Raw genomic sequence first — 15,264 nt, 5'->3', positions numbered from 1 at the left:
GTTAAATTATCTTATTAAGATGTAAAGTCTTTGAAATATTAGTTAGTATGTGGCGCAAAACATAACAGGCAGTTCTCAATGAAAAATTTTCTAACTTGTATCCCACTGGTTTTGGCTGCAGGCAATGCTGCTGCATTTGATTGGTCGCCAGTGGCTGCGGTTGGCTTGCAGAAGGGTGGTCAGGATCTTGTTTTTGTGGTTGATGCTGATAGTGGCGATCGTATAGAAAGTATTAAGTTAGGTGGTTTTTATGTCATTGAAGCCGGAGCAAGATTGCATAGCTTTGATTTGCCAGTTGAGTTTCAATTAACTGTAGGTGACATTTTTGATTATGTTGAACCTACGGTAAATGACCACCAAACGGGTAAGGCGAGAGTTGACCGGATGTTTGTTGAAGGCTTAGCATTTTGGCGCAACGGAAAACTGCGCTTGGGTGGTGGTGCATCTTATCATTACAAGCCGAACTATAATTTGGAATTAGATAGTGGTGCTACCACTGATATTGATTTTAAATCAACTGTAGCTGCAATACTGCAAGCGGATTATTGGTTGACTGAGCATTTCAATTTCGCTCTGAAGGCAACGTTAGTTGATTATAAAGTGGATAAATCTACCACTGGAGATGCAGCACCAGATGATAAGATGGGTGCTAGCAGTTTAGGTGTTCGTTTACTTTATAGCCTTTAGACATTGCGATGAATTTAAATAACCGGAGGGTTTGACTATGCGCAAATCAAAACCCTCCGGTTCTTCAATATCAACTCGCGGTACTTTTCCAGCCAATCGCGAATAAAACTCTTTTCACCAGTAATGCAATTACTGGCCCCATCACTAACATGGCGAGTAAAGTAATCAGTTCAAAATCGAACAGCAGCCCTGTTACCAAAATAACGCCTATGGCTGAATCCAATTGATCGGCAATCAAAAATAAAGTGTTGTGTTGCTCAGGCCTAGCGCCCGGTGCAACACCCAAGCGACGCTTGATAAAAGAGTTCGGCAGTTCTGCCAATACATAAGCTAACCCAAGTACTAGGCTGATCAGCCAATATTCATAGATTTCTGGAATTAAAACATTTGGATTATTTAATAGCCTTTCAAAAAAGCTTGTGAACCACAAAGGGGTGAATAATCCGGCAGAAACCAGTGCCAGTAGCGGCATGGCTAAAAGCCCCCGCAGGGTTTTATTGCTGCCAAACCAATGCCTATGGATTGGAATTGCCAACCACGGCAGCCAGTTGTTTGAAACCATTCGCATGTGAACGCTACCGGCAATCACTAGTGGTGCGATTAAAATTAGCGGTGTAATTAACAATTTAATCAGGGTGCTGCTATCTAAAACAAACAAGCCATCCAGAGCGAACACACTGCTAAAAGCAATAATAGTAAACAGAATATGTTTAGGATTTTTGAATTTATAAAAGCGCCGATTGAGCAGCATTGCTAATGAGAATGCACTAAAAACGACAGCCAATGCTGGAGCCAATAGTGAAGTTACCCAAGCTGGGGGTAAAAACCAACTAGCAAGCCAAGCAGGCGCGAGAAATAACAAACTCCAAAAAACTGGCATGCCAAGATAAGACGATTCATTTTGCTCATTTCTAACATTGCCAACTTGGTTAAATACCGACAATCGAATCACGCCGCAACCCATAAAAACCACTAGCAATAAAGGGTACCCGCCATGGTTAAAACACCACTGCCAAAGAAATAATGCGGGCAAAACGAGATAAGTAAAAACATCGACAAAGCCATCAAGATAACGGCCAAAATCTCGTTCAAGTTGATATTTTCTGGCTAAAATCCCATCAAAAGCATCGGCAAGCATTGCCAGTAGCATGAGACTAAGCGCAAGTGAGAATTGTTGTTCAAATAATAACACGGCAGCAAGGCTATTAATTGCCAACCCAGAAAGGGTTAGCCAATCAACCGGGTTGAGTTTGATAATGAACAGCGAAGGTTTTTTTTGCTGTTCAATTACCGTTTGGGATGGGTTTTGCTCCATTGTAAAATTGCCTTTCTGTCTACTTTACTGTGGTGGCGGCTATCCATTGGAATAGACGGATGTACCAATACTCGAGCATCGGCAAAACCGGTTCGAATTAATAATTGTTCCAATAGAGATATGCTTGCCTGGGGAATATTCTTGTTTTCTGATTCGAGCACCATTAATGGGTATTTTCGCGCCGACTGTTGTACCAAAATAGCGCGGGCAATTCCGGGTAAATTTTCTGCTTCAGACTCAATTGGGTAAACATCAACCATTCGACCATCACTAAATACTCGCTGCTTTTCTCGTCCAGTTAGCCAGAGCCTGCCTCGCGCGTCGAGGTAACCCGTGTCACCGGTTTTATGCCAGCAAAAACCATTATCACAAAATAATTTATTTTCAGCGGTTGCTTTAACATCATTGAGATAACCATTTAACACATGGCGGCCGCATACCAATATTTCACCTAACTGATTAGTGCCTAAACTGGCTTGCAATACCTGCTCACCAGATTTTAATTGGGTTTCTGTCGGTACAATTGCCAGCAGGGTTTCTGAAACTGGGCGGCCAACTAAATAGCCTTGGGATGGGAATTCAGAAAGCCAATCGCTAGCGGTAACAAAGGCGATGGGCTCGGCTTCGGTTGAGCCATAAACCACTTCAACTCTGGCTAGAGGAAATACTTTTTCCAGTCGCATGCACAGCTTTTGTGACACAGGCGAACCGCCAATGCCGATATAGGCAACACCGGGAATTACGGTATTTTGTGCTTCCAGAGTTTTGGCTAATCGTTCTAATAATGCGGGAAAACTAATAATTCGACGGACTCGATGCTCGCGAATTTGTCGTACTACTTTTTCTGCATCGGCTTGTGGATTAGATAAATCAATATCGGGTGGTAAGGTACAGCAGCCGCAAACCATAAAATGCAGCGCCATAACCGGCATGCCACTGAGAACCACTTCACCGGGGTGTTCATGCCAGTGGTTATGTAATGCCATGTGTTGTGCTTGTAAATGTAAATGCTGGCGAATAGCGCCTTTGGGATTTCCAGTGGTTCCTGAGGTCCAGCTAATTAATGCAGAGAATTCTCTGGCAACCGGAACAATGGCTGGTTGTTGTTTGTCATCAGCGGGCGTTAATTTTGACCAAGGCGACTGGTCGATCGAAATGCAATCAATCATCCATAAATCAGGTACAAATATTTTGTATTTAAGTAGCCGCTGATAACTGATGATTGCCTTGGCTTTACTGCGTTTAATTGCCCGCAGCATTTTAAGTTTGCCCATTGACGGATCAATAAAAACAACGCTCATACCACTGGCAAGAATTGCCAATAGCAAACTGTATAGTTCAATGCCGGGTAACACTAATAAAACAATCCGGTCGCCAGGCTTATAACTCAGTAATAGCTCTTTTTGCCACATCGCAGCATGTGCTAATAAATGACCAAATTTAATCGGTGCTTGGCCGGGTAAAATCATCGCCGGTGACTCAGGCTGACGCATTGCCTGTTCGACTAATAAGCGTGCCACATTATTTTCGGCACTAATGGATGCTGATTTTATCTGTTTGCCTGGTGCTTTACCGGGATCAGAATTCTCTAACTGCTGCTTTTGTTGCCGTCGATTTGCTTGACGGTTCGCTTGTTGTGCTAACTTATCGACGTTTTTATAGCTGCTTGGTGCCGACGAATTATTTTTCTTATCACGCTTGTCGAGATAGTTATCTGCGACAGTTTTATCAGAGTTAGAGCTGTTTACTGAATAGACCATATTGCCGCTCCCTGATTATATTGCCTGTTTTTTCACTATTAGTTAGTCGTGGCACTAGTTTTAATGAAGGATTATCTGCGCTAGCCAGTGCGCCGATTAGCTGATGATAATAGCGATGCATGTTGATAGATGCTGATAAGTTCATCCAGCTCATTAAGCCTTTACCTTGGAATTGAACAAGCGTACCAGCAGTTTTTATAATCGCTGTAGGTGACTTTAAGTATTTAAAATCACGCTGGAAATCGATATCTTCAAGTGGCTTCCTGATGCTTTCAGCGCTTGGATTACTCGTTGTTAATTGACTCCAATCAGGAAATACTAAATAGGCAGCGACTATTAACTGATCTTTTTTATCTCGAACAATCAAAGAACAGTGCTGACAAAAGCGCTTAGCTAATGGCTTGCTGACCATTTGAAAGAAGCTATTACTGTCAATGTGCTGATATGCCGGGTTGTTAGAAAAAACCATCTCAGTTATTTGATGAAATTCGACCGATTGCTCTAACCAAACGGGTTCAGTTAATTGTTCTAACAAAAAATCATTGCCTAATGATTTATCCAATTGCTGTAATTTTTCAATCGATGCTTGCGGTGGCTTTCCGCCAAGTTTAACAAATTGGCTTTGATATAAATTACACGGTTTACTATCAAATTTCGCATTGATTAATAGTTGCGCATAATAGGCGGGATTACTGGGTTCGCCAGCAAAGTTATTGCCGTTAAAATCATCTAGCTGCAACCGGTAACTGCCAAAACTATTGAAATTGATCGGGCCGACTAATTGCTGTTGTTTTTGATGTTTTAACCACTGGCTAGCCAGCAGAAATGCTTGCCGGTTGAGCGATGGATTATTGGTGGTTCGCCAAAATCCAAAATAGGCAGTATTAGGGCGAAAAAATCTAACCTGAGGATGAATAAATATCACCAACCGAAATGTTTCAGTCGGTTTATTATCTAACGTTTGATCGCTATCCTCATCTCCACCCCCGTCAGAATCAGACAATAAAATAGTGCATTTTCCCAGTTTAAACCACGGATTGTCTGAAGAAAATAACCAGCGCAACTGATCGGCAGAATCATCTTCACCCATAAAACCTTCAGGCAATCCATATTCTGGCTGCCAGTCATGATAAACCTGCAGCAATTCTGCTACGGGCTTTGTTTTCTGTTTTACTAGATGCTGTGGTTTGTTCGCTACGTCCATCTTGGCTCTCTTAATCTTGGTGTTAACCGTTGCGTCTGGTGTTACATTAATCAGCTGAAACAAAACATATGAGTTCGGCTGTGCCTACAAATATTTATCCAGTCCGAACCCTTGGTTCCCGGGTGCGCCGTAGGCTTACCCAGGCTACGAAAACCATTTGGTTTTCATTAAATCAATATCAAATTTTTAATTAACACCAAGCCAACCCATTAAATTGACCTCGGGTTTTTAATTCACTCTAAACCAGAAGTAGGTTGGGTAAGCCTGTAGGCGCACCCAACAATGTGAGTTAAGCCTTACCATGCTGGGCAGGTAATCTTTAAGCGCTCGCTTTTTCTTGCGGCACATCCAATCGGTCGATGATTCCACTGGCACCATCCATAATCACTTGCTCGCCATCGGCAATTTTTTGCGTTAACCCCGGTATATTAACAATCGCAGGTATGCCCAATTCCCGGGCCACCACAGCAGAATGAGAAAGAGTTGATCCGCGCTCTACCAATAAGCCAGAACAGGTAGGAAATAATGGTGCCCAACCTGGGTCGGTTCTCACGGTACACAAAATTTTCCCATTGAGATTTAACTCGTCGTCGGGTGAGAATATTTTGCGAACTTGAGCTTGAACCTTGCCAGGGTAGCAGCCGATACCAGACAATTGCTGAGTTGATAGTGAATGGAGGTCGTCTTGGTTGGCTGGCTGTTCAAATGGATATAAATATTGGTTATTAAAATATACTGGGCCGTTGGTATGGAAATGATGAGGAATTTCCTGCTGCTGATAAGCTTGGTATTCTTGCTTACGGGCAGAAGTTAATGCTTTCCAGTCGCTAGAAACAGATTTTCCTTCCATACAGCTATCTAACTCATCGACGGTTAAATAAAATACATCTCTTTGGTCATCTAACACCTTATACAGCGCCAATTGTTGGCCAATTTCTGCATAAATATCACGCATCAAGCCAAAGGCTCTTGTTCTGGCTAAGCGCATGTTTTCACGGTTTTTAACCGCAGCACGTAGCTTCACTAGGTCAGAATAAAACTTTCCCCATTGTGCCGTGCCGAGCTTGGCATTCATATTGAGTTTTATTTCTTTTTCAGTTTGAGTTCTAAACTGTTGTTCACGCTGGCTGAGATTGTCTAACGTCAGATCATCACGAGATAAGAAGTTCTTCATGACTGAAAAAATAAATGACGCATCTTGGCGCAAGGTAATTGATTCAAGCTTCAGTTCACCCATGCAGCGATCACCATAGCGCTCGATATATTCCTGACATTGTAGATAAACCTCAGGGTCAGCAATTTGTAAGCAATCAAGCAGGCGGTGTTTGTCTGTGGTTTCAATTAACTTTCGGGTTGCTGGATTTTGCCGCACTTGGTCGCATAATCGCAACAGGAACTTGGTAGGTTCGGTACTTTCAATGCCCTCTTCACCTGACATTAAATTATTCTGTATCAATTCAGGATTTTCCAAATCCAACTTGCCAAGCCAGCGATGCACCTTTCCATTCATCATCATTACGTTAAAGTCGTTAATGATCGGTGTTTGCCAGCGGTCCATCAATTCACTCTGCAAGTGATCAATTAATGCCATCAGCTCGCTAATACTCATGGTGTGCAAGGCATTGCGATCAACCGTGGCGTAGACCGATTCAAAATGATCGCGGAATTTAGCAACGCGGCTGTCGATGGTTTTAAAACCATAAAGTAAGCGACCAAGGCACCAGATTTTCCTGGGTAAATTAGCTAGTTTTTTAGCCAGAGATTGCTGGTTTTCTTCAACCAGATCGACCGGATCTTGCAAGCCCATCATGCGTTCCATATCGGCTTTATTCACTTCAAAGCCAGGTAATATGAGTAGCGCACGATACCAATTATTAATGTTGTAATAAATTCGGCCGTGAATTAACCCCAGCAAGCTAGTTAATGCGGGTCGCATTTTCGAGATATTTTTTTCTGACAGTCCAAGCAAACGATAAGTCTGCTGATAAACCGTGGAGTAGCCTCGCAGGGCAAAGCTGTAGGTTAGTGGCGTTGTTACCCCACAGTATGACTCTTGAATATTAGAGTTATCCCAAACAATCGGATTGGCTTGTTCTTCGCTATGGGCAGGCAAAGAAGTGACGGGCCGTGTTTGCAAAATATATAATTGCTGGTTAGCAAAACACCATTCGATATCTTGTGGTGATTGCTTTAATTGAGCAATTTTTAATGCTTGATCGCGTAGCTGAATAATTTGTTGGTCATCGAGGCAGCTTTTATCGGTTAATAATGGATCAAGCGCTCGAGTTTCAGTACCGCCCTGATCTTTACCATGACTGCTTTCGCCAGTGCTGACTTTACCAATACTGAATTGTTTGTTTTCGATGCGATGTGAAATAACTTCTTCAAGATTATTTTTATCATTAGTCTGGGCACTATGACCAATCGTAAATTCATCACAATCACCTTCACCCGAAACCACACCTTCACCCTGACCAAAAGTAGCGGAAATCAGCATTTGTTTGCGATTTCCATTGGCGGGATTCGCAGTAAAAATTACTCCGGCCGATTCAGAGTCAATCATGGTTTGTAGAATGATTGCCGCTCTGGCTTCATTCAGCGGTAGCTTATGTTGCAGTCGATACAAAAGTGCTCTAGGTGCAAAAGCGCTCAAATATACTTGGCGAATTGCATCAAAAACTTGTGGCGCAGTTTTCTGAAATAGCAACGATTCCAACTGACCAGCAAACGAAGCACTGGCGCTGTCTTCACCGACAGCAGATGATCGCACCGACAAGCCATGTTCACTGGCTTGTAATAATTCATCTATTTGCTCTGCGAGTTGTTGTTCAATTTCCGGATCAAAAGCACTTTGCATAATCAGCTGATTCACCTGCTTTGAAACGGTTTCAACCTGCTGAGCTTGTTGTCGCTTATCCATTAACGAAAGATTTTTTAATTGATTCAACTGATGTTTTATTTCACCAGACAGTACAAATAATTCAGCCAATGCATCGCAAGTGATGATTCTAAAATCAGGCACCATAAAACCATTTCGATCTAACCATGCTAGGTTATCGGCCTTGCCGCCTAATTGCAGTGGGTTTAGTGATGCAGCTTGCTGACTGGTGACAATGTTTGGCTGATCAATCGCTGAAGCATCGGTGTTTTTATAGGTCATGATAATTCCTCCAGCAATGACTGCTGTTGCAGTAAAACAATCACTTTAGATAAGTTGTCTGCCAGCCGCTCCATAAACGGATAATCGCGTAAATTATGAGCTAAGGCAGAAAAGGCGAAACGGTTAATTGCAAAGTCGAAAATGGCGTAATAAAAACCGGCATTCCAACTTTGTTTATCCAACTGTTGGTTGCTGGCTACTGATAGTGTTTGCCGTTGGTATTCGCTCCAATACTCGAGGCTTTGTTGGGTGATTTTTTTGCTTTCCATGCAATAAAGCAACAGTTCTACCAAGTCTCTTTGTGGCAGGTGCCAGCAGCTTAACTCCCAGTCCCAGCAACATAATCCTATAGAATTATCGGTTTTTAAGTTATTTCGAAAAGCAATATTTCTCGGGTTGAAATCACCGTGAATTAAAGTGTGCGGCAACTGTTCAAGCTTCGGCCACCAATCTGACAACCGTTCAATGCATTGAGTCAGCCAAGCGGTTTGCTGGTGATCAAACCAGTGTGGAAATTCATCAGAAATTAATTGTTGTAATGCAATAAATAACTCTTTTTGTGCGTGCATCGAATTTCTGTCGGAATTTTGCAAACACAACTTGGCCAGCTCAGAATGTTTTTTGTCATTATTATTTGAAAGGTAGCGGCCGTGAAATGGAGTAATGCCATCAATCGCCGTTTGGATATGTAGATCATGCCAATCTTGTGGTCGATCCACTGCATTAAACAGATCTAGCCCTTGCAGCCTTTCCATTAATACTGCACAGCCTTGGCGACTGTTGTCTTGCCACAAGCCATAAAGCTTTGGGCTGATCGAGGTGAATTCTTTATGTTGCAGTTGGTACAGTGCAATTTCTCGATCGTCACAGCGTTGAAAGAAACTATATTCTTCGTATTTATCAATCAGCTTTGCCAATTGTGGGTCTGAACACAAAGCAACGGTATGCAAGGTATCTAGCGCATCGCGAGTTGATGGTTTTAATTTGAGCATTGCTGCAACAGTCTGCTTAGAAACATTATCCTGCTGCGAAGCATTGTTACTGACGTTATTAATGTTATTAAAAATAGTTAAATCAACCGGAATCAAACCCAGTAATTTGTTTTGTTTATGCGCAGTGAACTCACAAACAATTGAATCGGAAGCTTGGCTTTGTTCAATAATATTGAAACTTTTCAGTTGGGTTATTTTTTCTAATGATGTTTTTGAAGCGATTGCTGCATGATTAAACATCGCCTGAAAAAATGACTGATTTAATTCGCAAGATTTTAAATGATTGACCGGTTTATTTCGGCCAAGCCGTTCATGGGCATCAGCAAAATGGCCAACCGTCATTGCCGAGAGTGTTGATAAGTCCAGCGCCAAACAATAACCAGCAATAATTTCAGCCAAGCGGGCGGTTTTTCCTGGCCCGGAACAGTCGAGTATTTGCAAACACTCTTGCTGCTGTGGCAGAGATGTTCCGCCGCCAACGGTACCTATCACCAACGAAGGTAATTGCATGCTGACGTAAACACCGTCAACCAGCTTGCCATCATTATTAGTAATTTGTTGTGGCTCGATATGTAAATGAGCTAGCGATGATTCATGGGTGCAGGCAATGTCTTGTCCTAGTGAGCTGAACATGGCACCGATAACATTGGCGACATTAATATTCATGCCGACCATACCGGTTCTTAATGCGCCAGATACAGCAATACCGTAGCCGCGAACCAGTTCTGCAGCAGATATTTTTAAAATCGATTTTAAAACGGATTCAGGAATAAAAGCTTCTGCTTGAACCCGACAACCCCGGCCTTTGATATAAGACTGCCAAGAGACTTTCTTATCACTCGACATATTACCATCAATATGAAAATCATTGAGAATCATATCGCTAGATTGCTGACACTGTCGAGATATCCACAAGCATGCCTGCCAACTGCAACTGGTGGTCATATTTTGCCCCGATGCATCACCAGTGGCGAATACAAAGTGAGCATGAACCGTGCGGCCACTTAATTGAGGGTCAATTTCAATTAATTTGGCATAAGCAGATTTTTTGCCAATCACCTGTTGCAGTTGCTCTCGCTGTAATGGCAACCAATGACAAAAACGACGGGCATCAGCCATATTATGAAAATGGAAAACCGGCACTCGAGTCATCCGTTGTTCCATTACATGGGTGGTAACACCGCCAGCTCGAGTCAGCGCCAGAGCACCGCGGGTAACCGATGCAATCAAAGCACCTTCAGAAGTAGCAAGTGGTGCGTAATAGGTCCCGCTAGCTTTTTCACCGGTAAATTTAAGCGGCCCAGCTAAGCCTAAGGGCACTTCGACCGAACCGATTAATGCTTCGATATTATTGCTTAAAGACTCGGCTTTATATTGGGTAATGCCGATGCCGGGTAACGGGCGGTGAGTTTGCTTGCGAATAAAAGCTAGGCGTTTTTGTCTGGCTGCTTCTGAATATTGACCACGGCTGGGAATTGCTCGAGCGAATTTTTTGGCTTTTGCAGTGCTGGTTGTCGTTGTATTTGTCGCTATAGCTGCAATTGAATCGATTTCATTTGAATTAACATCGGCACAGCTGGCGCTAGCAGGTAGGCTATCTTTCAGGCAGCTATCTGCTGGTGTTTGTGGTTTATCAGTTTGCTCATTTTGAGTTTTCTGTTGAACTCGCAATGGCTTTTGTTTGTACATCTGATCCATGACGGCCCTGCAACTGATTGTTTTTATTTTTATGGTTCAATCGCGTAACGAATAGCCGCTGCGATTGGCTTATCTCGCAACGGCTATTTTTAAGCTAGCCTGCAATTAACAGGCCGCCGGTTAAACTCCAATAGCCAATCAGCATTGCTAAACCGACCGCTTTTTCATTACTTTCACGGCCCGCCAGTGAAGGCGCTTTAATGAATTTAATCAGCTGCTTTAACCCCAGTAAAAAACAACAAACCATGGCGGGCGCTATATATACAAATGCATTGGGCGTTACTTGATACAAGGTGGCCAGCTGTAAGCTGCTCATGCAAGTTAAAAGTGCGATAACGATTAAGGCAGAACCTTTGGCGCCGAAGATTAACGAATAAGATTCAACTTCTGGCCTATCTTCTTCTGGGCCACGGGTTTTTCGAGTAATTTCAAAACACAAACCGCTAAAGAAAAACAAACAGGCCAATAGCAATACCGGTGTTGTGAACTGCAAAGTGCCAGTGGCCATTGTTGCCATCCACACTGCAATTAACGGCATGATCAACATATGTGACAAGGCATAAATGACCAGATGACGGTTAAGCCATTGCGGGCAGAAAAATTCGACCGTCATTAGCACTAACCACAGCATCATTGCTAGCCAGCTCAAACTAACCGCTATAGGAAAAATACCGATTGAGGATGAGGTAGAAGTGGCGATTTGCATAGTCTGCCAGTCAACAAAAAGGTTGCCTGCCAGCATTACTAGAATGCAGATTGCACCAAGTATTTTTAGATGCCTGAGAGTGATTAACCCTCGCTGCAATACTCGCTGCGGATGATTCACTATATCTAGCGCGTAATCTTTATGTTCATCAAGAATTCTTAATAATAGAAATAATGCAATCGCGCTAAATAATCCCAAAATATCAAACCACTGTAGCGATGGATCGCCATGCGATGCCTGGCGTGCTAAAGGTGCAGCAAGCAAATATAGACTGGCAGTCAATAGCATGTTTACAAAAGGAAAGCGCTCTTTTGACCATGCCATAAGGCGTGAAAAGATTGAAGCGTTCATTGATAGGTTATTTATGGTGTTGCTTGGAGGGACGATTGGTTTTGAACCGTTGTTAGTGCTCGGTTTATCGCCAGCTAGCGTGCTAGAGCCCGGCTCGGTTTTCTGCTGTTGATCATCGCAAGCAATTGATACAGAAGGTATCGACATAGAAGGCTTAGGGGTCGTTTTCATGGTCATAGTGCAGCAACCAGTTTGTTATTTTTATTATATCTAGCGATCTTACCAGAAAATATCAGATATAACTGAGCGGAAAGATAAGTGGTGAGATGTTGTTAGGCTTGTTTGCTATTAATCGTTGCGTAAAAATTCGCAGAAGATGGTGCAGCAAGGAATCCATCTCAAACTGTTGGGTTTCGCTCCGCCCACTCCATTTACAAATTGCTTCAGTTTTTATTGAATATCGATGCTTGTTTAAAAAACAATTGGGTTTCTGTTGCTTGGACAAGCTTAAAGCGCTTCCGGCAAACAGGTGTCTTGACTATCAAATCAAATCAAATCAAATCAAATCAAATCAGACCACTTCAAGGCACAACCTTTCTGCACCTTGAAGTCGCCTAGAGATAAAATTACTCCATTCCTAGCCCTGAGCTAACACGGCAATTGTCATTGCCTAAACAATGCTCTTGCAATTTTAGTGTTTGGAATAGCTGCTCTGCTAGCATTTTATGCGCTGCAGTAGTGGGATGAATCGTATCCCAAAACAGAAACTCTTCAACAGGTCCATTAGTTGCACCGGTTGGTTGAAGGTTGTTATCCACTACCAACCAGCTGTCGTCCACATTGGTAAAATCACCGCTATCTCTTGCATTATTTGTTGCGCGATAGGTATTAAATGTAATGATATTATAAGGAGATGACGCTGCAACTCGCTGTGTATTCAAATCTGAAACCAGCTTATTATTAAGTGTTTGTATTAACGATGTTATTTCTGTTTGATAATCTGAAAATCCGCTGACATCCAATCGAGGCACGTCAGATAACTCAGGCAGAGTAAAAACAACAATATTCTTTGCACCATTAGCAACGAGTCGGCCAACCGATTCTGTAACGGTGTCAGCTATGGCATTACTAACATCGACACTGCTAGGAATCGCTTCAGATCCTGCAACCAAACCATTTAAATAAGCAAGAATATCATTGCCGCCAATTAGAATGGTGTGTAATACATTTTGTTGGTCTACCGCTGTGTTGTTATTTATATAATTATCTACCTGACCTCTTAAGCCCAAGCCGGTGGTATAGCCTAAAGCTGAAAAAGCACCCGACTGCGCGGCTGTCTGAAGTGGCGCGGAATCATGCCCAACGGATCTTGCACCTGCAACTGCCAAATTAACTTGTGGCACTCCTAGCTTATCGCTTAAATAATTGGGCCAAACTGGGCCGTTTGAAAAAAACTCAGGCGCAGGTTGTGGTTGAGTCGAAGTTAATTGGCGTAACGTACCGTTATCTGACAAGCTATCACCAAATATAACCAATTTATTGATGCTAGCGATACTTTCTAGTTCTTTTACAGGTGTTTTAGCATTATTTGAGTTTTGGTTGCATGCGACGAGTAGCAAAGTGCTAACAGCAAGAGTTAGTGATATAACGTTTCGTTTTATTTTATTGGAATCTTTTTTCTTTAAAGAAAAAAAATAGGAGTGATTCATCGTGTTATTCCTGATTTTGGAAAATATATAAAAATGATGCTTACTGAGTCGTACCACTCTATAACGAATCATAAGACGTCGAATAAGCAATAATTTGCTTCTATGATAAAAGGGCGAGTTTTAGATATAGAGCTTAATGCTGACACAAAGCCATAATTTCCATAGCAAATTAAATAAGTGAATACTCAGTGTACGTTGGAGTATGAAATCTGTCGAAAATAACAAACTATCTTGATGTTGATGTTTCATTTTTAGTGTTATTGATGAATATAAAAATAATCAATCTGCGAGCATGCCTTGTCAGAAATGCCAACCACTTCGCAAAACTTCATAAAAAAGCTTTTAATAAGTTTGTTAAAAATAATAGGCACTATAATTTTTTACTATCTTATAAAAACACTGAATATTTGGTGAGGCTGATATGAAGCTATTTTTTACACCAACAAGTCCCTATGCGAGAAAACTCAGGGTACTGATTCGTCAAAAGCAGTTGCAAGTTACCGAAGTGCTCGTCAATCCATGGCAGGGTGATAAATTAGATAATCCACTAGGAAAAATCCCTTACCTGCTGCAAGAAAATCCTCAATTACCTGAAGCTGCGCAATTGCTAGTAGATTCTCGAGTAATTACTCAATATCTTGACCAGCAGCCTTCAGACCACTCGCTATTAATTCCCGAAGAAAACGCAATGCGCTTTCAGGTGTTATCTATAGAAGCCATGGCGGATGGTATTGCAGATGCAACAGCGGCCATGGTGATGGCAATGAGAGTTGATAGTGAATTTGCATCTGAAAAATGGTTCGACTGGCAGCAACAAAAAATAATTAAAACCATTGAGTGGCTAGATCATCAGTTACAAGATAGTTTTTGGCTAGTGGGTGATCAAATGACCGTGGCTGATGTCGCCTTGGTTTGTGCGCTGGATTTTATCAATTTCCGCCGACCAGATATTAGCTGGCAGCAACATGGACCATCTTTACATGAATGGTTTGATTGCTGCCTGAAAGCAAAACACTTTGTTGATACTGATCCCCGGTTGGCAGATTGGTTATCTGATAAAGCAATCTGCTTAAGTCAAATACCCAGCCCAACCAATAATCAGGCAAGCGGCAACGGCGACAGTGAGTCGACTTCTTAACTGTAAATACCAGTCGGGCAACCAGCTAAAATATTGTTCTCGCTCGGTTTGCCAGACCATTACAAAAGCAATCGCCAGTGCGGGAAGCGCCAGTCGAATACTGACCATCAAAACCAGCCAACCACTCAGTGCCGGTAAAATAGAAAATAACAAACGGCGCTCTTCCTGGGGCCGAACCAAAGCAATCCCCCAATGCACTGCGCCAACAAATGACAATACCACTGCGGCATAGCCTGCCAGCCAACGTCCTGCGTATAGTGAGAACTGGTCGTTCCAACAACCTAGCGCCAAAATTACGAATGGAACCATGCCCGCGTACGCCAATTGCTTGGCATTTTTTTCTGTCATATCCATAACTGGTCAAACTCATTGTTTATCAATCCACCTTTATGGTTTACCACATAACATGGAAGTTGGCTCGGCAATGAGCTGGTTTTAGGCTATTCGGTATCGTTTTTTTACCACTAAGCAGCATCTAAATTCTCTAATAGGTTTCAAAGCTGAATCGAGCGTGCTGTAATCGGCGGCGATTGAGCCAGTTCACTGGTTCTTAAAATAAGAATAAAGGCGCAGATCTTTGTAGATTTAGCGCTAATTTGTTGAA

Annotated in this window: 10 protein-coding genes; 2 read left to right on the top strand and 8 right to left on the bottom strand. The window is 42.3% G+C overall.

All coding sequences use genetic code 11. From position 1 onward, the window contains the following. Positions 1 to 78 precede the first annotated feature (78 nt). A complete protein-coding gene (locus DC094_RS05500) occupies positions 79 to 687 on the top strand; it encodes a hypothetical protein (protein WP_116686048.1) in 609 nt (202 codons plus the stop codon). Positions 688 to 757: 70 nt separating this feature from the next. On the opposite strand, the gene DC094_RS05495 is transcribed toward DC094_RS05500, so the two are convergent. From DC094_RS05495 to DC094_RS05465, 7 genes are all read right to left on the bottom strand, one after another. After that, positions 758 to 2,002 carry a CDP-archaeol synthase gene (locus DC094_RS05495; RefSeq protein ID WP_116686047.1) on the bottom strand — a complete coding sequence of 415 codons (1,245 nt, stop codon included), beginning with the start codon at positions 2,000 to 2,002 and terminating at the stop codon, positions 758 to 760. Beyond that, positions 1,975 to 3,762, bottom strand: a complete 1,788-nt coding sequence (locus tag DC094_RS05490; protein ID WP_116686046.1) for an AMP-binding protein — start codon at positions 3,760 to 3,762, stop codon at positions 1,975 to 1,977. The genes DC094_RS05495 and DC094_RS05490 overlap by 28 nt, the downstream gene beginning before the upstream one ends. Beyond that, positions 3,737 to 4,966 carry a hypothetical protein gene (locus DC094_RS05485; RefSeq protein WP_116686045.1) on the bottom strand — a complete coding sequence of 410 codons (1,230 nt, stop codon included), beginning with the start codon at positions 4,964 to 4,966 and terminating at the stop codon, positions 3,737 to 3,739. The genes DC094_RS05490 and DC094_RS05485 overlap by 26 nt, the downstream gene beginning before the upstream one ends. A 319-nt stretch (positions 4,967 to 5,285) precedes the next feature. Next, the gene (locus tag DC094_RS05480) at positions 5,286 to 8,126 is read right to left on the bottom strand and encodes a phosphoenolpyruvate synthase (RefSeq protein WP_116686044.1); all 2,841 of its coding nucleotides are present in this window, start codon (positions 8,124 to 8,126) and stop codon (positions 5,286 to 5,288) included. Beyond that, positions 8,123 to 10,816 (bottom strand): hydroxymethylglutaryl-coenzyme A reductase family protein, encoded by a 2,694-nt coding sequence (locus tag DC094_RS22030; protein ID WP_158527223.1) that lies wholly within the window; start codon positions 10,814 to 10,816, stop codon positions 8,123 to 8,125. Before DC094_RS22030 ends, DC094_RS05480 begins: the two co-directional genes overlap by 4 nt. Positions 10,817 to 10,910: 94 nt before the next feature. Continuing rightward, the gene (locus DC094_RS05470) at positions 10,911 to 12,050 is read right to left on the bottom strand and encodes a UbiA prenyltransferase family protein (RefSeq protein ID WP_116686043.1); all 1,140 of its coding nucleotides are present in this window, start codon (positions 12,048 to 12,050) and stop codon (positions 10,911 to 10,913) included. Between the two features lie 389 nt (positions 12,051 to 12,439). Next, positions 12,440 to 13,522 carry an SGNH/GDSL hydrolase family protein gene (locus DC094_RS05465; protein ID WP_158527222.1) on the bottom strand — a complete coding sequence of 361 codons (1,083 nt, stop codon included), beginning with the start codon at positions 13,520 to 13,522 and terminating at the stop codon, positions 12,440 to 12,442. Positions 13,523 to 13,943: 421 nt separating this feature from the next. Here DC094_RS05465 and DC094_RS05460 point away from each other — a divergent pair, with 421 nt between their 5' ends. Continuing rightward, positions 13,944 to 14,660: a glutathione S-transferase family protein gene (locus DC094_RS05460; protein WP_116686041.1), complete on the top strand. Its 717-nt coding sequence runs from the start codon at positions 13,944 to 13,946 to the stop codon at positions 14,658 to 14,660. Here the strand turns inward: DC094_RS05460 and DC094_RS05455 are convergent. Continuing rightward, entirely contained in the window at positions 14,592 to 15,014 is a 423-nt protein-coding gene (locus DC094_RS05455) for a DUF3429 domain-containing protein (protein ID WP_116686040.1), read from the bottom strand. The two genes, DC094_RS05460 and DC094_RS05455, sit on opposite strands and share 69 nt — an antisense overlap. Positions 15,015 to 15,264: the final 250 nt, after the last annotated feature.

The sequence above is a fragment of the Pelagibaculum spongiae genome, from assembly GCF_003097315.1.
GTDB lineage: Bacteria > Pseudomonadota > Gammaproteobacteria > Enterobacterales > Pelagibaculaceae > Pelagibaculum > Pelagibaculum spongiae.
This window is presented reverse-complemented; position numbering and strand designations above follow the sequence as displayed.